This is a genomic window from Geomonas sp. RF6, assembly GCF_021044625.1.
Taxonomy (GTDB): Bacteria; Desulfobacterota; Desulfuromonadia; order Geobacterales; family Geobacteraceae; genus RF6.
Map to the genome: position 1 here is coordinate 2,238,894 of NZ_CP087999.1, position 19,649 is coordinate 2,258,542.

Annotated in this window: 19 protein-coding genes; 15 read left to right on the forward strand and 4 right to left on the reverse strand. The window is 61.8% G+C overall.

Annotated features, from left to right (window positions below; translation table 11 throughout):
* Nucleotides 1-149 precede the first annotated feature (149 nt).
* The 3 genes from LPW11_RS09650 to LPW11_RS09660 form a co-directional block, all read right to left on the reverse strand.
* Nucleotides 150-1,325, reverse strand: a complete 1,176-nt coding sequence (locus LPW11_RS09650; protein ID WP_230997911.1) for a tetratricopeptide repeat protein — start codon at nt 1,323-1,325, stop codon at nt 150-152.
* 267 nt (nt 1,326-1,592) lie between these two features.
* A complete protein-coding gene (locus LPW11_RS09655; protein WP_230997912.1) occupies nt 1,593-3,284 on the reverse strand; it encodes a tetratricopeptide repeat protein in 1,692 nt (563 codons plus the stop codon).
* Nucleotides 3,285-3,591: 307 nt separating this feature from the next.
* Complete coding sequence (locus LPW11_RS09660; RefSeq protein WP_230997913.1) at nt 3,592-4,458, reverse strand: DMT family transporter; 867 nt, start codon at nt 4,456-4,458, stop codon at nt 3,592-3,594.
* 658 nt (nt 4,459-5,116) lie between these two features.
* Between LPW11_RS09660 and LPW11_RS09665 the strand changes: the two genes are divergently transcribed.
* Together LPW11_RS09665 and LPW11_RS09670 are read left to right on the forward strand one after the other, a co-directional pair.
* Nucleotides 5,117-5,809, forward strand: a complete 693-nt coding sequence (locus tag LPW11_RS09665) for a cytidylate kinase-like family protein (RefSeq protein ID WP_230997914.1) — start codon at nt 5,117-5,119, stop codon at nt 5,807-5,809.
* A gap of 23 nt (nt 5,810-5,832) precedes the next feature.
* Entirely contained in the window at nt 5,833-6,324 is a 492-nt protein-coding gene (locus LPW11_RS09670) for a hypothetical protein (RefSeq protein ID WP_230997915.1), read from the forward strand.
* Here LPW11_RS09670 and LPW11_RS09675 read toward each other — a convergent pair.
* Complete coding sequence (locus tag LPW11_RS09675; protein ID WP_230997916.1) at nt 6,321-7,208, reverse strand: metallophosphoesterase; 888 nt, start codon at nt 7,206-7,208, stop codon at nt 6,321-6,323. The two genes, LPW11_RS09670 and LPW11_RS09675, sit on opposite strands and share 4 nt — an antisense overlap.
* A gap of 187 nt (nt 7,209-7,395) precedes the next feature.
* Here LPW11_RS09675 and LPW11_RS09680 point away from each other — a divergent pair, with 187 nt between their 5' ends.
* From LPW11_RS09680 to hisA, 13 genes are all read left to right on the forward strand, one after another.
* Entirely contained in the window at nt 7,396-7,791 is a 396-nt protein-coding gene (locus LPW11_RS09680; RefSeq protein WP_230997917.1) for a peptide chain release factor family protein, read from the forward strand.
* 462 nt (nt 7,792-8,253) lie between these two features.
* On the forward strand, nt 8,254-9,501 hold the full coding sequence (rho, locus tag LPW11_RS09685) for a transcription termination factor Rho (RefSeq protein ID WP_230997918.1): 1,248 nt from the start codon (nt 8,254-8,256) through the stop codon (nt 9,499-9,501).
* Between the two features lie 101 nt (nt 9,502-9,602).
* Nucleotides 9,603-9,806 carry a 50S ribosomal protein L31 gene (rpmE, locus tag LPW11_RS09690; RefSeq protein WP_230997919.1) on the forward strand — a complete coding sequence of 68 codons (204 nt, stop codon included), beginning with the start codon at nt 9,603-9,605 and terminating at the stop codon, nt 9,804-9,806.
* A 97-nt stretch (nt 9,807-9,903) separates the two neighbouring features.
* Complete coding sequence (gene thyX / locus LPW11_RS09695) at nt 9,904-10,602, forward strand: FAD-dependent thymidylate synthase (protein WP_230997920.1); 699 nt, start codon at nt 9,904-9,906, stop codon at nt 10,600-10,602.
* A 118-nt stretch (nt 10,603-10,720) separates the two neighbouring features.
* Complete coding sequence (locus tag LPW11_RS09700) at nt 10,721-11,626, forward strand: DUF1385 domain-containing protein (RefSeq protein ID WP_230997921.1); 906 nt, start codon at nt 10,721-10,723, stop codon at nt 11,624-11,626.
* A 115-nt stretch (nt 11,627-11,741) separates the two neighbouring features.
* A complete protein-coding gene (prfA, locus tag LPW11_RS09705) occupies nt 11,742-12,812 on the forward strand; it encodes a peptide chain release factor 1 (RefSeq protein WP_230997922.1) in 1,071 nt (356 codons plus the stop codon).
* Between the two features lie 122 nt (nt 12,813-12,934).
* A complete protein-coding gene (gene prmC / locus LPW11_RS09710) occupies nt 12,935-13,789 on the forward strand; it encodes a peptide chain release factor N(5)-glutamine methyltransferase (RefSeq protein WP_230997923.1) in 855 nt (284 codons plus the stop codon).
* Between the two features lie 112 nt (nt 13,790-13,901).
* Nucleotides 13,902-15,161 (forward strand): UDP-N-acetylglucosamine 1-carboxyvinyltransferase, encoded by a 1,260-nt coding sequence (gene murA, locus LPW11_RS09715; protein ID WP_230997924.1) that lies wholly within the window; start codon nt 13,902-13,904, stop codon nt 15,159-15,161.
* Nucleotides 15,162-15,173: 12 nt separating this feature from the next.
* Complete coding sequence (gene hisG / locus LPW11_RS09720; protein WP_230997925.1) at nt 15,174-15,812, forward strand: ATP phosphoribosyltransferase; 639 nt, start codon at nt 15,174-15,176, stop codon at nt 15,810-15,812.
* A gap of 133 nt (nt 15,813-15,945) precedes the next feature.
* Complete coding sequence (gene hisD, locus LPW11_RS09725) at nt 15,946-17,235, forward strand: histidinol dehydrogenase (protein WP_230997926.1); 1,290 nt, start codon at nt 15,946-15,948, stop codon at nt 17,233-17,235.
* 90 nt (nt 17,236-17,325) lie between these two features.
* Nucleotides 17,326-17,913, forward strand: a complete 588-nt coding sequence (gene hisB, locus LPW11_RS09730) for an imidazoleglycerol-phosphate dehydratase HisB (RefSeq protein WP_230997927.1) — start codon at nt 17,326-17,328, stop codon at nt 17,911-17,913.
* Between the two features lie 164 nt (nt 17,914-18,077).
* Complete coding sequence (hisH, locus tag LPW11_RS09735; RefSeq protein ID WP_230997928.1) at nt 18,078-18,701, forward strand: imidazole glycerol phosphate synthase subunit HisH; 624 nt, start codon at nt 18,078-18,080, stop codon at nt 18,699-18,701.
* A gap of 46 nt (nt 18,702-18,747) precedes the next feature.
* Nucleotides 18,748-19,479, forward strand: a complete 732-nt coding sequence (gene hisA / locus LPW11_RS09740; protein ID WP_230997929.1) for a 1-(5-phosphoribosyl)-5-[(5-phosphoribosylamino)methylideneamino]imidazole-4-carboxamide isomerase — start codon at nt 18,748-18,750, stop codon at nt 19,477-19,479.
* Nucleotides 19,480-19,649 lie beyond the last annotated feature (170 nt).

Consider the following 19,649-nt stretch of genomic DNA (forward strand, 5'->3'; position numbering starts at 1 on the left):
AAATCCCCCCTGTCCCCCCTTCGCAAAGGGGGGAACGCGAGGGCGCCTTTAGCGGTTCATGGGAAATTCTACTCGCTCGCCAGAAAAGAAAAAAAGGGGGCAGGCTGTTGAGCCTGACCCCTTGGATAACTTGCTGATGATTTCCCGGTTTAGAAGAACGCCTGCGCGTAGCCGTCGTACTCGTCCCCGGTGGGATCCATGCTCCTTCCTTTGATGTCCTTTCCGGAGAACTTGAAGACCATGTGGGACGGGTCGATGGTGGCGTTGCCTTCGGCGTTCTGGCTGATCATGAAGGTCACCGTCGCCTGTTGACCCGTGGGGTCGTACACCACCCGGGTGGGGTTCTGAGGGATGTAGGCTTCGGTCGGTGCGATGGCCAGCGTGTTGTTGTAGTACCCCGCCACCCCTCCCGACGCCTTGTTCATGGTCCAGTTGTTCGGGTCCTGCACGGAGGCCTGGTCCATCTTGCTGTCGAAGTAGAAGGTCATGGTGAATTCTGCGGACTTTCCCGGCGTGATGAGGGTTGGGTCGAGCGCATAGAGCTGGGTGTTGGGGCCGAGGCCGCTGGCCCAGTCGATCTCGCTGCCGGTGACCAGCATCCTCGGCTGCGCGATCGATTTCTTGAGGAGATACCCCTGCGCGGGGTCGATCCCTGTGAGGATATCGACCTCCTTGTTCGCCTTGGTGGTGTCGCCGAGCGCAGCGTACGCTGTGCCGAGCTCGAGGTGGGCCGACGCCATCTTCGGACGGATCCTGATGGCCTGGGTGAGCTGCTTTACGGCCTCCTCGTACTTCTTCTCCTTGTTAAGCGTCATGCCGAGGGCGTAGTAGGGGTTCGGGTCGTTCGGCGCCATCTTGATGACCTTCTTGAACTGCGCCTCCGCCTCTGCATATTTTCCCTGCTGCTGGTAGGCCTGGCCGAGGGTGTAGGGCGCGACCGTGTCGGTCGGGTTCAGCTTGATCGCCTCCTTGAACTCCTTCTCCGCCTCTTTGTACTGCTTGTTCTGCAAGTAGATGTTTGCCAGGTTGACGTGGGTCTTGTCCTGGCTCGGATCGATGGCGAGGGAGGTCTTGTAGGTCTTGATGGCCTCGGTCGTCTTCTTCTGCGCGAGGTAGGTGTTGGCCAGGAAGTTGTACGACTGCGTCGACTGCGGATCGAGCGCGATGGCGCGCTGAAATGCAGTGACGGCACGGTCGTACTTCTTGTCCTTGTAATAGTTCAGGCCGCTGGTGGCGGCGCTGTTCGCCAACTGCGCCTGCTGGTCGGGCGAGGTGATGATAGAGGAGAAAAGACCGTCCGTTGTGGAAAATGCATCGTAAGCCATGACTTTTTCTACCTTTCTCTCGGATGCCGCCTGTATCGGCAGGCGTCGAGGAAAACTTTAGCGGTTTTTTCTTGGTTCACGGAAATTTCGACGAGCCAGGAAAACGTTGCCCGTGCCACTGCAAGTGACCTCACGTTCCCCCCTTTGCGAAGGGGGGACAGGGGGGATTTAACATGCCGGAAACGCTCCGCTTATTCCGGCCTACATGAAAGGCCCCCGTGCCGTTGGCGCGGGGGCCTCTCTGTAACGCGTCTTGTGCCGTCGCCCTTACGCCACCAGCTTCAGGCTCTCCCGAGCCTCCATGTTCCACGGCTCCAGTTGCAGAACCCTGTCGTAGAAGCAGCGGGCTTCTTCTTCCCTTTGCAGCATTTCGCAGATCTTGCCGAGGCTCATGAGCGTCTCGACGTTCCTCGGCTCCTTGCGCAGCTCCGCGAGATAGATGGCGATGGCTCCGTCCGGGTTGTCCCCCTCCACGAAGTAGAAGTCGGCGAGGTTTTTCTGGAAAACGCTGTTTTCCGGGGCAAGCTCAGCAGCCTTTCTGTAGTGGGCCAGCGCCTTCTCCTTCTCGCCGCTCTGGTAGCTCAGTACCGCGAGATCGTTGTGGGCGAGGGCGAAGTCGGGAAATACCGCAACGAGATTTTCCAGGGCGTCATGCGCCTCTGCGAAGGCGCCATCGGCGACCAGCACCTGTGCCGCCGCGTAGCGCTCCTCTGCGCTCTGCTCGACCTTCGGTTCGAGCGTCCGCAGCGCCGTGACGCGCTCGCGCAGCACCTGGTTCCACGGCTCGATCTCCAGCCCCCTCTGGTAGAAACTTTCCGCCTCTGCGGGGTGGCTGATCGCCTCGCTGATGATGCCGAGGTTGAGAAGCGTCTCCACGTCGCGGGGGGAGTCCTGCAGGAGCTTGAGGTAGATCGCGATCGCCTCGTCGGTCCTGCCAGCTTCCACAAAGTAGATATCGGCCAGGTTTTTCTGGAAGACGCTCTCCTGCGGGGCGAGTCGCACGGCGGCTTCGTAATGCTCCACCGCGTCGGCAACATTCCCCATCCCGTAGCTGAGGGCGGCGAGGTCATTGTGGGCGGTGGCGTGGTCAGGATAGCGTGCCACCAGACGGCGCAGCCCCTGCAGCGCCCCCTCCTCGTTCCCTTCCTGGAGCGCCTTCTCTATGGAGGCATATGCCTCCTCCGGCGTGGCTTCGGCAGCGGGTGCCTGCACCGGCTGAGAAGGTTGCGTTTCCGGGAGGGGGATCGATGTGCTTTCAGCGACGGGGCTGAGTCTGCTGTCGGAAGCGACGAGCTTCAGCCCGGTGAAACGGTCGACATGCAGCATGCGGAAGCGGCGAACGACCTGCAGCATGAGGTTACGCAGCGGCGCATCTTCGTCTTCGGACTTGAACCAGCCGATCGTGTCGTGCACGTCGCGGCGCCACATGGGGTGCGGGGCGACAAGGGATATCTGGCTGAGCTGCTGCACCGTGTAGTCCGGCCAGATCATCTTGCCGAAGCTGGTGTGCCGCTCGAAGCTCTCGTGGGGGATGGTGGTAAAGCAGGTGTCACCGTAGGCGAGCATGGCGTCGGCGTTCTCGTCGAGCGCGGCGGCCAGCAGCTCCAGTGCGTCGCACTTGAGCCGGTCCGTTGCTTCGAGCACCATGAGGTAGCGGCCGGAAGCGATCTTCGCCCCCAGGTTCCAGGCGGCGCAGACCCCGATCCGGCCGGTCCGTACGGCGGTTATGTTGTCGTAGCGTCTCTGCATCTCCGCGACGATGGCCCATTCCGACTGCTGGGACGCCCGGTCGATCACGATGACCTCGACGGCGTCGGAGATACTCTGCTCCATGAGCCCAGTAAGGCACTCCCTCAGGTGCGCCTCTTCGTTCCTTACTGCGACGAGGACGGTGATCTTCGGCATTTGTGCGGCATGGTCGACTGCTCCGCCAGTGGGGCGGCAAACGAGCTGGCTCATGGTGATTCTCCGTGTATTTGTGAAAGTGCGCCGCGGCGCGCTGCGACGACGTCTCCACAGCAAGGGACGTGCCATCGGGGAAGAGCTGCCTGGCCGCTGATGGAGGCCTCGATCAGCGCGGCAGGAACCGAAGGGGCGTGCGACATCGCAAAATCGCTGCCTTTCCGGCAGCTTCAGCGCGCGGCTCCCTTGCCACTTCCCCCCGGTGCCCGGTGCACCTCTCGCCTCCTTCATGAACGTGACGGGGGTGAGTCAATTAATTGAAGGGCGTGGGCGCAGGGTGTTGTCAAATCGCCGACAGGGCTTGTCATCCGCCGATAACGATCAGGAAGACCCCGATCAGCATGAGGATGGTGGAGAAAAGGCGCCCCTCCTCGCGAAAGAGCACCCTGCCGTACAGCACGCCGAAGAGGAGGCTGGTCCGCTTCACGGCGATCATATAGGCGACGTTTGCGATGTCGATGGCGTAGGAGTGGCTGATGGCCTGCAGGGCATAGCAGAGTGCGGGGAGGGCGGCGGCCCTTATGGCGCCATCTTTGGTGATGGCGGAAAGTTCCCTTCTCCCTTTGTAAAGGGCCAGGGGGGTGATGAGGAGAGCGAGGGCGGGAAGGTAGATTTCCGTGAAGGTAAGGGGGGAGGAGAGGGCGATGGCGCGCTTGCCGAGGGTGGAGGTGAAGGTATAGATGACGGCGACGGCGATCATGAAAAGGGAGCCCTTTTCCTCCCTGATCGCCTTCAAGGGGGCGAGCACGCCGTGCCTCCCTTTTTGCAGGTTGAGGAGATAGCTTCCCGCCGCGACGAGAAGGACCCCGGCTCCCCCGATGAAGGAGATGCGCTCCTTCAGTACGATCGCCGGGACGACAAGGAGAAAGACCGGAGTGAGAGAGAGGAAGGGGAGGGTGAGGTTGAGCGGTGAGAGCTTCAGCGCCTTTATGTAGAGGACGAAGGCAACCGCCTCCAGGGGGAGCGCGAGTCCGACGCAGGTGATGAAGTCGCGGGAAAGGTACGGGCGCTCGCCGAAAAAGAGGGGGAGGGCGAGGGCGACCGTCGGCAGCAGCCGCAGCCACATGACAAGATAGTCGTTGTGCCGCGCCAGCGCTTTCTTCGTCAGCGCGTCACTGGTGGCGAGGAAAAGGGCGGAGAGGAGTGTAAGTGGCAGCCATAGCAGGTTCATTGCCCCATGATAACGCACAGAGCCGAGCGCGGCCACGCCCACTGGCAAAGTCAGAGGCGAAAGGCAGTTTGCGAACCGCAAAGACGCAAAGGACGCAAAGGGAACGGCGGAAGGGTTCGTCCCCTTTCATCGGTTGGCAGAGGCCACTGTGACGTCACAAAGAGCAAATCCCGCCCTGGCCCCCCTTCGCGAAGGCTCATCCGAGAATTCGGGGAAGTCGTAATCGTTTCCAATGAAGGGCGCACGAGGCCTCGCGTCCCCCCCTTTGCGAAGGGGGACAGGGGGGATTTGACTAGCGAGGACCGTCCTGAAACCGCGCAACTGTTGTGTCAGGGCAATTTGCAAAAAAGTGGTGGGGCCTATGTCGTTGATCTTTAGACTTCCGCAGCACTGCGGTTCGACGACCGAGATGTACTGTTAAGCAGGCTGAGGAGACTTGAAGATCAAATCCCCCCTGCCCCCCCTTCGCAAAGGGGGGAACGTTACGCCTTCTGCTCGTGGCAATGTACCGACGCTCCCCCCCGAATTTCCGATTGAACTTTCGTAAAAGGGGACGGTGAGGCTTTTTTTAGAGCGGTGCGGGGGTTGACGGGTGGGGTGAAAGGGGGCCTAATTTGTATTTGCGACAGGGGTACTCATGTGCGGAAGGGGGGGCGCTATGGCTGGGAGAGTATTGATCCCGTCCATCGAGAAGAGACTGGAGGCTATCCTTGAGGGACGGCGCAGAACCCTGAGGGAGTACGACGCGAAGCAGGACTTCATGCACCCGGCCATTACCCTCACCAGGGAGTTCGGCTGTGAAGGGTATCCTGTCGCGGAGAAGGTGCAGGCTCTTCTCGAAGCAAAGACGGGGATGCCTTGGGCGGTGATGGACAAGGCCCTCCTGGAGGCGGTGGCCCGCAACCACGACCTCAATGAGGAGCTCCTGAGCAATATCAGCAGCAAGAACCGTTTTTTAGACGACATGTTCTCCACCTTTTCGCCGCGCTGGAAGAGCGACAAGGATTACTACAGGCTCCTTTGCCGCCAGATAACTCTCCTGGCCCAAAAGGGGAACGTGATCCTTGTCGGGCGCGGCGCCGCCATCCTTACCCAAAACATGGAAAACTGCTACCATTTCCGAATTGTCGCCCCGATGGCCTTCAAGGTGAAGTCCATTACCAGGAGGTGCGACGTCTCGACCGAGGAGGCGTACGAAATGATCGAGACAAAGCAGCGGCGGCGCGATGCCTTCATACGGGATTTCCTGGGACGGGACCTTGGGGACCCGACTCTGTACCACCTGATCTTCAACAATGCCAGAAACAGCGCTGACAGGATCGCGGAGATAATCGCCGGATACGTGGGGTAGCTCCCCCACTGAGGAGGGAAGCCATGAAGCGGCATAAGGATGCCCTGGGAATCATGCAAGGTGCGCGCAACGTGCGGGCGATCGCGAGGTCGCTGGTGGAGGCTTCCGATGAGGCGGCGCGGGAAGGGATCGGCGCCGAGCAGGATGCGGCAGTGCGGATGATGGTGCACCAGCTGGCGAAGGTCTGTAACGTCGACGAGATCAAGTTTGGCTATGATCCTGCCACCCTGAAGGATATCTACTGTACCCTCATGGGGGAATGTGAGGCGAGGGCAAACGAGATATCCCTTCACCCCGAGCCTTCACACGCCGCGCCGGAGAAGAAGGAGACGATGCCGCAGTCACCAGTGACAACGGTGGAGCACGGCGAAACGGTGGCGGTCGTGCTCCATGACCGCGGAGCGCAGCGGCCGAAGGATCCCCTCCCTGAATCGGACGACGAGATGGACGGATTCGCCGTCGGCTCGGAGCAGCGTCGCGGGTTCCTCAGCCGCTTCCTCTTCAAGGGGGATTAGCGGAAGGAATATGCCCTCTGCGTCATCTCCTCCTCTGCCCGCGGAGCGAGCGGCACCGGGTGGGGGTGGGGAGTCGTGGCACGGAAGATAGAAACGAGGACGACCTCCGGCCTGATGTTGAATCGTACCGGAAGGAGGCTCTCCCCGAGACCTGCATTAACGATCATGCTCGTCTTCCCCGAGCTGTACACGCCGTAGTCGTACGGGGGGAAGATCCCCATGGAGGGGACGTAAGGGGCGCCGAAAACCGGAAGGCGCAGCTGCCCCCCGTGAGTATGCCCCGCAAGCACTACGTCGACCTTTTCCTGTACAGCTTCCTCGTATATCTGGGGGGAATGGGCCAGCAGCAGGCGCGGCCCCTCCCCCGTCGCCGTCGACAGGGCCTTCCTGAGACTCGCCCTCCCCGTTACCGGGTCGTCCACCCCCACGATGCTCAGGCGGCCGGCGCCTTTTCTGAAGGTGTGCGAAGTATTTGAAAGGACCTCTGCCCCTGCCTGCCGCAGCTTCTCACAGATTTCCTCCCCCCTTTCCGAATTCCATTCGTGATTTCCGCTCACCGCGAAAACGGGGCGCGACTTCAGCCCCTCCACCAGGCGAAGTGCGGGGGTGAGAAGGGAGGTGGCGCTCACCACGAGGTCGCCGGTGAGCGCGACGACGTCGAACTGCTCGGTGTCGAGAAGGGCGAGGAGCTCGGAGCCGTCGCGGCCGAATTCCTTGTCGTGCAGATCGGTGAGGTGCAGGATGGTGAAGCCGTCGAACTCCGCAGGAAGGCTCACTACCGGGATTTGATATCTCTTTATCGCGACCGCGAGTCTTTCGAGGTAGAGGTAGGGGAAAAGGGGCGCTCCGCCGAAAACAAAGAGGCGTCGAGAGATAGGGGTCATGGCGATTCCCTCCCAAACTAAAGAAGTATATCAGTCTCGGGGACGGCGTCAGGGGTGAGGCGTGCGTGGCGGGATTTCGGCTCCGTGCCGCGCCCGGTGTCTGCTCGTTTTATTCGCGCCTTCGCGCCCCCTTTGACTCCGGGAACCTCTCGCGGTATCATGCGCCCACTAATTCCGGGAGGGGACGATGGCGGATTTTGCGGTGAGTCCGGAGAAAAATCGCTGGCTCAAGGAGCGCATGGCGCTGCTGGGGGTGAAGGAGGAGGATCTCGAGGAGCGCTTCATCCACGCCTCGGGCAAGGGGGGGCAGCACGTGAACAAGAGCTCCTCCTGCGTCTACCTCAAGCACCTGCCGACGGGGATAGAGGTCAAATGCATGGAGGACCGCAGCCAGTCGCTGAACCGCTTCCTCGCGCGGCGCTACCTGCTGGAAAAGATGGAGGAAGCCGCGGGGGTGCCGTCGAAAAAGAGCGCGAAGGAGGAGAAGCTCAGGCGGCAAAAGGCGAGGCGCAAGCGGCGAAGCTCCACGAAGTATGCCGCTGCCGCGGCAGAGTCGGAGGGGGGCACCGGGGAAGAGGCGTGACGGCGGCAGTTGTGCGCGAACCATGCCGGGAACGCCTGCGGCTTATCCCGGCCCACATTTGAAAGATTTCTCTGGCTTCGTTTTTGCAGTTCCGTGCCGCAACGCGTCGCAGCAAGAGAGGTGGACGGTTTTTTGACATGCGCTTGTATACCGCTGGAAGTGCTGCAGAAGGGGCTTTTCGTGGTATAAAATGTATTGACAACGTCGTGCAGCCAAGGGTATATATTCTATTCATCCTCAATAAGACCTAAAGCAAGATACCCCAAGCCGCTCCACCTCAACCATACCGTCACTTCCAGGCACGATTTCAGAACAACTCAGAATCCGACACCTTACAAAACACCACTACACATATTTGGGCATCTCACGCGTGCAACCCGTCACCATTCCGTCACAAGCACCTTGGTCCGCATCAAGGCCCTGCCGATACGACCTGCATTTGCGCCCACACCAGGAGAACCGATGAACCTACAGGAACTGAAAGAGAAAAAGATTAGCGACCTCACGGCTATTGCCAAGGGGCTCAACATCGAGGGGGCATCCAGTCTGCGCAAGCAGGATCTGATCTTTGCCATCCTCAACGCCCAGACCGAGAAGAACGGCATGATCTTCGGTGAAGGGGTGCTCGAGACCCTCCCTGACGGGTTCGGCTTCCTGAGGGCGCCCGATTACAACTACCTCCCGGGGCCGGACGACATCTACGTCTCTCCGTCGCAGATCCGCCGCTTCAACCTGCACACCGGCGACACGGTGGCGGGTCAGATCAGGCCGCCGAAGGAAGGTGAGCGCTACTTCGCCCTTCTGAAGGTAGAGACGGTAAACCACGAGTCCCCCGAGGTCGCACGCGACAAGATCCTCTTCGACAACCTCACCCCGCTTTATCCGGAAGAGAAGCTCAAGCTGGAGACCACCCCGGACAACATGTCCAGCCGCGTCATGGAACTGGTCGCGCCGATAGGGAAGGGGCAGCGCGGTCTCATCGTCGCTCCGCCGCGCACCGGGAAGACGATGCTGATCCAGAACATCGCCAACTCCATCGCGATGAACCATCCGGAGGTCTTCCTCATCGTTCTCCTCATCGACGAGCGACCGGAAGAGGTTACCGACATGCAGCGCTCCGTGAAGGGGGAGGTGATTTCCTCCACCTTTGACGAGCCGGCTTCCCGTCACATCCAGGTGGCGGAGATGGTCATCGAGAAGGCAAAGCGCCTCGTGGAGCACAAGCGCGACGTGGTCATCCTCCTCGACTCCATCACCCGACTGGCCCGCGCCTACAACACCGTGATCCCCCCTTCCGGGAAGATCCTCTCCGGTGGTGTGGACTCCAACGCGCTGCACAAGCCGAAGCGCTTCTTCGGCGCCGCCCGCAATATCGAGGAAGGTGGCTCCCTTACCATCATCGCCACCGCGCTCGTCGATACCGGCTCCAAGATGGATGAGGTCATCTTCGAGGAGTTCAAGGGCACCGGCAACATGGAACTCCACCTCGACAGGAAGCTCGTGGAGAAGAGGACCTTCCCGGCGATCGACATCAACAAGTCGGGCACCCGCAAGGAAGAGCTCCTCGTCGACAAGAGCGCGCTGAACCGCATCTGGATCCTCCGCAAGGTGCTGCATCCGATGAACGTGGTCGATTCGATGGAGTTCCTCCTCTCCAAGCTGGGGGGGACGAAGGACAACCAGGCGTTCCTCGACTCCATGAGCAAGTAGAAAAAAGTGTTGATAAATTGCCGCGCAGATGCTATGAGTAGCTTCTTTACGGCGTAAAATATTGAAAGTTACCGGGGTCGTTACCCCGCGAGGAGGAAGATATGAAGGAAGGGATTCACCCCAAATACAACGAGATCACCGTGAAGTGCCTCTGTGGCAACGCATTCCAGACCCGCTCCACCGCGAAGGAGATCTCCACCGAGATCTGCTCGCAGTGCCACCCGTTCTACACCGGCAAGCAGAAGCTGATCGACACCGCCGGCCGCGTGGAGCGCTTCAAGAAGAGATACAACATCCAGGGGTAGTACTTCTCGCATTCGCGGATCCATCCGGGGGGATTTTGTCTATGGCGAAATCCCCTTGTTTCGTTTTACCCCACTTTTTTGGCGTTAAGGTACATTGATGAAGGTAGCCCTGCTTCAGCACACCCCTGAGCCCGAGCAGACCGTTGCGCTCGCCGCGCGGCTCTGTTATTCCCACGTGGATATAGAGGCGCTCCAAGAGAAGATCTCCCGCGCCGACATCAAGAAGTTCCTCGACAAGATCATGTCCCTCGGGCATCACTCGGTGCTCGAACACGCCTCCTTCACCTTCGGGATCGAGGGGATCTCCCGTGTCACCAGCCACCAACTGGTGCGGCACCGGGTCGCCTCCTTTTCCCAGCAGTCCCAGCGCTATGTCTCGCACAAAGAGTCCTTTGCGGTGGTGGTCCCGCCATCCATAGCGAAGGACCCCGCATCGAAGGCCCTCTTCGAGGAGCAGGTGGCGGCGCTGCACAAGGCGTACGCGACCCTGGTAGAGGCCGGAGTCCTTGCGGAGGACGCGCGGTATCTCTTGCCTAACGCCACGGAAACGAAGATCATAGTGACCATGAACGCCCGGGAGCTGCGGCACTTCTTCGCCATTCGCTGCTGCGAGCGCGCCCAGTGGGAAATCCGGGAGATGGCGCTGGAGATGCTGAAAGTCGTGCAGCCGGTGGCCCCCACGGTCTTCAAGGATTGCGGCCCCGGTTGTCTCACCGGCCCCTGTCCCGAAGGGGCGATGTGCTGCGGCAAGACCGCGGAGGTCAGGGCGTTTTTCCAGGGACTGGCCGCGGAGTAACCCGGCTGCCGGGACAGCTCGATGCCCTTCCCTTCCTGCGCGTGCCGACGGGTGCGGCACCTCCCGTCCCTCGACAGGCGATACGCCGTACTCTTGTCACACAACCTTTGAGGTAAGCATGGCAAAGATCAATATAGGTGGGCAGGCTGTTCTGGAAGGGGTGATGATGCGCGCCCCCCGCTCTCTCGCGATCGCCGTTCGTAGACCTGACGGCGACATCTCCGTGAAGAGCGAGGTGGTGGTTCCCCTTTCCGAGCGCTTCCCCGTGGTAAAACTGCCGATCGTGCGCGGCGCGGTCGCTCTCTTTTCCTCGCTCGTCACCGGCATCAAGGCACTGAACTTTTCCGCCAACGAGGCTCTCGCAGAAGGGGAGAAAAAGGAGGAGATCTCCTCCTGGGCCATGGGAGGCACCATGGCCGGCGCCTTCGGTTTCGGCATCCTGCTCTTTTTCATCTTCCCCCTCTATCTCACAAAGCTCCTCGTTCCCGTCATCGGCAGCTCGAACCTCATGTTCAACCTCGTCGACGGCGCGATCAGGGTCGCGGTTTTCCTCCTCTACATAATCGGCATCTCGCGCATGTCGGACATCCAGCGCGTCTTCCAGTACCACGGCGCCGAGCACAAGTGCATCTTCACCTTCGAGGCGGGCGAGGATCTGGTGGTGGAGAACGTGCGCAAGTACAGCTGCCTGCACCCCCGCTGCGGCACCAGCTTCCTGCTCATCGTCATGCTGGTGAGTATCCTCATCTTCTCCCTGATCCCGAAGCTGTGGCCTTTCTACATGAAAGGGGGGGTGCGCGTGCTCCTTCTCCCGATCATCGCGGGGGTCTCCTACGAGGTGCTCAAGTGGACGGCGAAGCACGACGGCCATCCCCTGGTGAAGCTTGCCATCGCGCCGGGGCTCGCCCTGCAGCGTCTGACGACGCGTGAGCCGGACGACAGCCAGATAGAGGTGGCGATCCGCTCCATGAACGAGGCGCTGGAGCTAAACGGCGGCCACAAGGACGACCGCCTGGTGGTGTAACCCCCCCCCGCGCTTGAACGCGCACGTAGCGTCCCTCCCTTTCAAGGGTGGGGACTGGGTGGGGATGGGGTTCGCCCCGAAAGAAAGCATCAAAAGATTTTCTTGAGGAATGGATATGTTTGAAAAGATAGCCGAACTGGAAAGGCGCTTCGAGGAGCTCGAGTCGCTGATGTCCGACCCCGAAGTGCTGGCGAACCAGGCCGAGTTTCGCAAGCTCTCCCGGGAACACTCCGGGCTTGCCGAGCTCATCGCCGCCTACCGCGAGTACAAGAAGGTCCTTGCGGACATCGAGGGGAACAAGGAGCTCCTGAAGGAGCCGGATCAGGAGATGCGCGAGATGGCGGAGGCGGAGCTCGAGTCGCTCGAGGAGCGCCGCACCGCGCTGGAGGCGGAGATCAAGGTCCTCCTTCTTCCGAAGGACCCCAACGACGACAAGAACGTCATCCTGGAGATCCGTGCCGGAACCGGCGGCGACGAGTCCGCGCTCTTTGCCGGCGACCTCTTCCGCATGTACACCCGCTACGCCGAGACCAACCGCTGGCGCGTGGAGATCATCTCCGCTTCCGAGTCGGAAAAGGGGGGCTTCAAGGAGGTCGTGGCCCTTGTGGAAGGGATCGGCGCCTACGCAAAGCTAAAGTATGAGTCGGGAACGCACCGCGTGCAGAGGGTGCCGGAAACCGAGGCGCAGGGGCGCATCCACACCAGCGCCTGTACCGTCGCGGTGCTCCCTGAAGCCGAGGACATCGACATCGACATCAACCCCGCTGATCTGAAGGTCGACGTGTACCGCTCCTCCGGCGCCGGCGGCCAGCACGTCAACACCACCGACTCCGCGGTCCGCATCACCCACATCCCCACCGGCGTGGTCGTCGCCTGCCAGGAAGAGCGCAGTCAGATAAAGAACCGCGCCAAGGCGATGAAGGTCCTGAAGTCGCGCATCCTCGACTCCATGGTCATGGAGCAGAACGCGAGACTCGCCGCCGACCGCAAAAGCCAGGTCGGCAGCGGCGACAGGAGCGAGAGGATCCGCACCTACAACTTCCCGCAGGGGCGCATGACCGACCACAGGATCGGGCTCACCCTGTACCGGCTCGACTCCATCATGGCCGGTGACATCGCCGAGATCACCGACACCCTGCGCACCCACTACCAGATGGAAGCCCTCCAGGCGCAGAGCGAAATGTAGAAGCGGCTACGCCTCTTCACTTCCCCCGACGTCCCCTCCCTTTCAAGGGGAGGGACAGGGTGGGGATGGGGTTCAGGCTCCTAAGATCACGATATCCAGCAGCACCACCACGGACGTACCGGATGGCAAACCCTAAGGAAAAATGGGACGTACTGAAGGTCCTCAACTGGACCAAGGGGTATCTCGCCGAGAAAGGGGTGGAAAACCCCCGGCTGGAGGCGGAGTGGCTTCTGTGTGAAGCGCTCTCGCTCGACCGGGTGGGGCTCTATCTCAACTTTGACAAGCCGCTGCAGGAAGTTGAGCTCGCCTCCTTCCGCGCGCTCGTCGTGCGCCGAGGTCGTCGCGAGCCGTTGCAGTACATCCTCGGCAGCCAGGAGTTCATGGGACTCGAGTTCCAGGTGACCCCGGCGGTGCTGATCCCCCGCCACGACACCGAGGTGCTCGTCGAGCAGGCTGTGGAGAGAGGGAAAGGGGCGAGGCGAGTGCTGGACATCGGGACCGGCAGCGGCTGCATCGCGGTCTCCGTGGCAAAGGCCCTCCCCAAGGCCGAAGTCTCGGCGGTCGATTGCTCCGCCGAGGCGCTGGCGGTGGCCAAAGGGAACGCAGAGCGTCACGGCGCTGCAATCCGCTTCCATCACGGCTCCCTCTTCGAGCCGGTCGCGGGGGAGCGCTTCGACATGATTCTCTCCAACCCGCCGTACATCCCGCAGGGGGAGCTCGCCGCGCTGCAGCAGGAGGTCCGCTTCGAGCCGCAGGGCGCTCTCGACGGCGGGGGGGACGGGCTCGATTTCTACCGCCGCATCGTCAGGCTCGCGCCTGAGCATCTCGAGGAGAAGGGGTGGCTCATTCTCGAGGTCGGAGCAGGGCAGGCGCCCCAGGTGCTCGCGCTCCTGCAGCAGGGGGGGCTCGCGGGTGAAACCTTCACCGCGAAGGATCCGGCGGGGATCGAACGGGTAGTCGGCGGACGGCTGGGGTAGCAAGGCCGCAGACATAATTTTCTCCCTTCCCGGCAACGGTGGGGGGATCTCAGACACCGATCACACTGAAAAAGCAGACCGCCATGGGCGGGTTCTCTACAAGAGGTAAAAATTGGACAAACTGGTAATCAAAGGCGGCAAGAGGCTCTCGGGTGAGGTCTCGGTGAGCGGCTCCAAGAATGCTGCGCTTCCCATCTTCATATCGACCATCCTGGCGCCGGGGTGCCATGAGATCAGCAACGTCCCCTTCCTCCGGGACATCAACACGACGGTGAAGGTGCTGGAGCACCTGGGTGCGCGGGTGGAGGGGCGCGGCAACGTGGTGCGCATCGACACGGCCGACCTAAACAGCTTCGAGGCGACCTACGACCTCGTGCGCACGATGCGCGCATCGGTGCTGGTGCTTGGGCCTCTCCTCGCCCGCTTCGGCCAGGCCCGCGTCTCCCTCCCCGGCGGCTGCGCTATCGGCGCCCGCCCCATCAACCTCCATCTGAAGGGGCTTGCCGCGCTCGGCGCGGAGATCACCCTGGAGCACGGCTATGTCGAGGCAAAGGCGAAGCGCCTGAAGGGTGCGCGCATCAACTTCGACATCTCCACCGTGGGGGGGACAGAGCAGCTCCTTATGGCGGCGGCGATGGCGAAGGGGGAGACGATCCTGGAAAACGCGGCGCGCGAGCCGGAGATCGTCGATCTGGCTGAGATCCTCATCAAGATGGGGGCGAAGATCGAGGGGGCCGGCACCGATACCATCAAGATCCAGGGTGTGGAGGAGCTCAAGCCGGCGAATCACTCCGTGATGCCGGACCGCATCGAGGCGGGCACCTTCATGATCGCTTCCGCGATTACCGGCGGGGATGTGAAGATCCACAACATGCGCCTTGAGCACCTGGACGCCCTCTCCTTCAAGCTGCAGGATGCCGGGGTGGAGATCACCAACAAGGACGGCGTCGTCCGCGTGAAAGGCCCGAAGAAGATCAAGCCGGTGAACATAAAGACGAGGCCGTACCCCGGGTTCCCCACCGACATGCAGGCCCAGTTCATGGCGCTCATGTGCCTTGCCGACGGCGCCAGCGTCGTCTCCGAGAACATCTTCGAGAACCGCTTCATGCACGTCTCCGAGCTTCTGCGCTTCGGTGCCGACATCCTCTGTGAAGGGAACAGCGCGACGGTGAAAGGGGTGAAGAAGCTTTCGGGCGCACCGGTGATGGCGACGGATCTGCGCGCATCGGCTTCCCTCATCCTCGCGGCGCTTGCCGCTGACAACACCAGCGAGATCTCGCGCATCTACCACCTGGACCGCGGCTACGAGTCGATCGAGAAGAAGCTCGCCGCACTCGGGGCGGACGTCGTACGCGTGAAAGAGGAAAACTAGAAAGGCTCTGCAATGACTGATTTCATCACCATAGCTATCCCGAAAGGGCGGATCCTGCAGGACTCTGTGGCGCTCTTCAAAAAGATCGGCATCGACTGCGAGGAGCTTCTGTGCGATACCAGAAAGCTCATCTTCGAGAACCAGGAGCAGAAGATGCGCTACATGATCGTGCGCGCCACGGACGTCCCGACCTACGTCGAGTACGGCTGCGCCGATCTCGGCATCGTGGGGAAGGACACGCTCCTCGAGCAGGGGAAGGATCTGTACGAGCCGCTCGATCTTAAATTCGGCTACTGCCGCCTTATGGTGGCGGAGCCAGCGGAACTCTCCAATGACGACGATCCTTCCGTCTGGACGAACATCCGCATCGCCACGAAATACCCCAATATCACGGAGCGGTATTTTGCGGCGAAAGGGGTGCAGGTGGAGCTCATCAAGCTGTACGGTTCGATCGAGCTCGCCCCGCTGGTCGGACTCTCCGAGCGCATCGTCGACCTCGTCTCCACCGGGGAGACGCTGAAGCAGAACGGGCTGGTGGAGGTGGAGACGATAGCCGAGATCACCTGCCGCCTCATCGTGAACCGCGCCAGCATGAAGACAAAGCACGAGCGGATCACCCGGATCATCGAAGGGCTGGAGAAGTATATCTAGCGAACCAAGGACCCCATCCCCACCCTGTCCCTCCCCTTGAAAGGGAGGGGACGTCTGGGCACCTGCACTCTGAGGGTGAGAAGAGGGGGGGCGGTAGTCGGGAAGTGCCCCAAAACCTGTGTGAGGTGATGTGATGCAATTTCTTGATATAAGGGAGCCGGATTTTCAGGAGAGATTCGACGCCATCGTGGCCCGCGGCGAAGAGGTGGACCGCGAGGTCGAGGGTGTCGTTCTCTCCATCATCAACGACGTCCGCGCCCGCGGCGACGAGGCGGTACTGGAGTACACCCGGCGCTTCGACCGGCTGGAGTGCTCTGCCGCTTCTCTGGAGGTGAGCGCTGCCGAGATCGACGCGGCCTTCGCCGCGGTCGATCCGGCGGAGATCGCGGCGCTGAAGCTCGCGGCGCAGCGGGTTGCCGCCTTCCACGAAAAGCAGAAACAGCAGAGCTGGCTCTCCACGGAGGAGCCGGACATCATGCTGGGGCAGAAGGTCACCCCTCTTACCCGCGTCGGCATCTACGTCCCCGGCGGAAAGGCAAGCTACCCCTCCAGCGTCATCATGAACGCCGTCCCCGCGAAGGTGGCGGGGGTAAAAGAGATCATCATGGTGGCACCCACACCCGGCGGCGAGGTCAATCCGCACGTCCTGGTGGCGGCGAAGCTTTCCGGCGTCGACCGCGTCTTCCGCATCGGCGGCGCGCAGGCCGTTGCCGCGCTCGCGTACGGGACGGCCACCATCCCGCAGGTGGACAAGATCACCGGCCCGGGGAACATCTACGTCGCTACCGCGAAGAAGCTCGTATTCGGGCGCGTCGGCATCGACATGATCGCGGGCCCAAGCGAGATCCTCGTCATAAACGACGGGAGCGGCAACCCGGCCCACATCGCGGCGGACCTCCTCTCCCAGGCGGAGCACGACGAGCTTGCCTCTTCGGTCCTCATCACCACCGATCGCGCGTTCGGCGAGCGGGTGGCGGAGGAAGTGGAGCGCCAGCTGCAGGTTCTATCACGCCAGGCAATCGCGCGCAAATCGTGGGAGTCGTTCGGGGTCATTGTCGTTGCCGGGACGATCGGGGAGGCCGTCGCCTTCTCCAACCGCCTTGCCCCGGAGCACCTGGAACTCGCGGTCGATCACCCTTTCGACCTTCTTCCTTCCATCACCAATGCGGGCGCCATCTTCCTCGGGCATTACACCCCGGAGGCATCGGGAGACTACCTCGCCGGCCCCAATCACACCCTGCCCACCGGCGGCACCGCCCGGTTCTTCTCTCCGCTCTCCGTTGACGACTTCGTGAAGAAGAGCTCCATCATCCACTTCTCTAAAGAGGGGCTCAACAGGCTCGGGCGCGAGATCGTGAGGATCGCGGATCTCGAGGGGCTTGAGGCGCACGCGAAGTCGGTAAGCATCCGGCTCGGCGAGTAACCTATCCTCCTCCGGGAGGAGAGGATCACCTATTCACCACCTGCGTCGCGGCGAAGCCGGTGGGATTTCGATTTTTCAGAGGAGGAAGCCATGTCCAGAAAAGCCGTTATCGAGCGGGTCACCAAGGAGACCCAGATCAAGCTCTGTCTCTCCATCGACGGGAAGGGGGAGACGCGCATCTGCACTTCCGTCCCGTTCCTGGACCACATGCTCGATCTCTTCGCGCGTCACGGCCTTTTCGATCTCAACGTGGAGGCGAGCGGCGACATCGAGATCGACTTCCATCATGTGACCGAGGATGTGGGGATCGTTCTCGGCTCGGCGATGAAGGAGGCGGTCGGCGACAAGTGCGGCATCCGTCGCTACGGGCACGCGGTGGTTCCCATGGACGAGACGCTGGCAAGCGTGACGGTCGACCTCTCCGGCAGGCCGTACCTCGTCTACAATGCACAGCTTCCGAAGGTGAAGATCGGCGACTTCGACGTCGAGCTGGTGCGCGAGTTCATGCAGGGGTTCGTCAACAGCTGCGGCGCCAACGTCCACGTGAACGTCATGTACGGCGACAACGTGCATCACATCGTGGAGGCCTGCTTCAAGGCCTTCGCCCGCGCGCTCGACCAGGCAACCCAGATGGACCCCCGCATCGAAGGGGTCATGTCCACCAAGGGGAAGCTGTAAGGCGCAAAGCGCAGCAGGCTCACGCCTCGCTGCCCGCATTCATCCCCGGCAGGAGCCCTCGCGTCCCCTCCCTTTCAAGGGGAGGGACAGGGTGGGGATGGGGTCAGTCCACACGTTCCACAGAACAAACGCGCACTCTCACGTGCTGCTCTGGAAGGTCTCATATGATAGCAATAATCGATTACGGCATGGGCAATCTGCGGTCGGTGCAGAAGGGTTTTGAAAAGGTCGGCTATGAAGCGGTCGTCACCTCCGATCCGAAGACCCTTCTGGAGGCGGAGCGGGTGGTGCTCCCCGGCGTGGGGGCGTTCCGCGACTGCATGAACAACCTTGAGCAGGCGGGGTTCGTGGAGCCGATCCTCAGGGTGATCAAGGAGGGACGCCCCTTCCTCGGGATCTGCCTCGGCCTGCAGCTCCTCTTCACCGAGAGCGAGGAGTTCGGCACCCACAAGGGGCTCGACGTTATTCCCGGGAAGGTCGTGCGTTTCGAGGACGGGATGGAAGAGGGCGGCGAGCAGCTCAAGGTGCCGCACATGGGGTGGAACCAGCTGGCGGTGAAGCGCGAGGCTCCGGTATTCCAGGGGATCGGCGATGGTACGAACGTGTATTTCGTGCACTCCTACTACGTGAAGCCTGAGGACGAGAATGTGGTGGCGGCGACGACCACCTATGGCGTCGAGTTTTGCTCCGCCATCTGGCGCGACAACGTCATGGCCACACAGTTCCACCCGGAGAAGTCGCAGGAGATGGGTCTGGCGATGCTGAGGAATTTTGCCCAGATGAAGTAGGACCCGGCCCGACAGGTCGCGCCGAATTTTTAGAAGTGGAGATGACATGATCGTAATTCCCGCAATAGATCTGAAGGGTGGCCAGTGCGTCCGGCTGGAGCAGGGGCTCATGGAGAAGGACACCGTCTTTAACGACAACCCCGGCGCGCAGGCCGCCGAGTGGCAGCGTCAGGGGGGGGAGCTCCTGCACATCGTCGACCTCGACGGCGCCTTCGCAGGGGAGCCGCGCAACCGCAGCGCCATCGAGTCGATCGTGAGCTCCGTCACCATTCCCACCCAGCTCGGCGGCGGGATCAGGGACATCGCCACGGTGGAGGCATACCTCTCTCTCGGGATCAGTCGGGTCATCATCGGGACGGCGGCACAGAGAAACCCCGAGTTCGTGAAGGAGGCGTGCGAGCGCTTCCCGGGGCAGATCGTGGTGGGGATCGACGCAAAGAACGGCATGGTCGCGGTGCAGGGTTGGGCCGAGGTCACCGGGACTACCGCCGTCGATCTGGCGCGCCAGCTGGAGGGTTACGGCGTGAGCGCCATCATCTATACAGACATCAGCCGCGACGGCATGATGCAGGGGCCGAACCTGCAGGCGACGCGGGCGCTCGCGGAAGCGATCAGCATCCCGGTCATCGCCTCCGGCGGCCTCTCCTCGCTGAAGGACATCGAGAACCTCATGTCGATCGAGCAGTACGGCGTCACCGGCGTCATCACCGGAAAGGCGATCTACAGCGGCGCCATCAAGCTCGCCGAGGCGATCGCGCTGACGAAGGGGCAGAAGTAGCACGGAGACGGCATCCCCATTCTTCAGTCGCGCTGGCATGTAGGCCGGAATAAGCGCAAGCGTTTCCGGCATTTGCTGGTTGCGGCTGCGTCTGTGGTGGACCGCCGGGAACGCCTGGCGGCTTATCCCGGCCTACATTTTCCCCTGCGTCCCCTCCCTTTCAAGGGGAG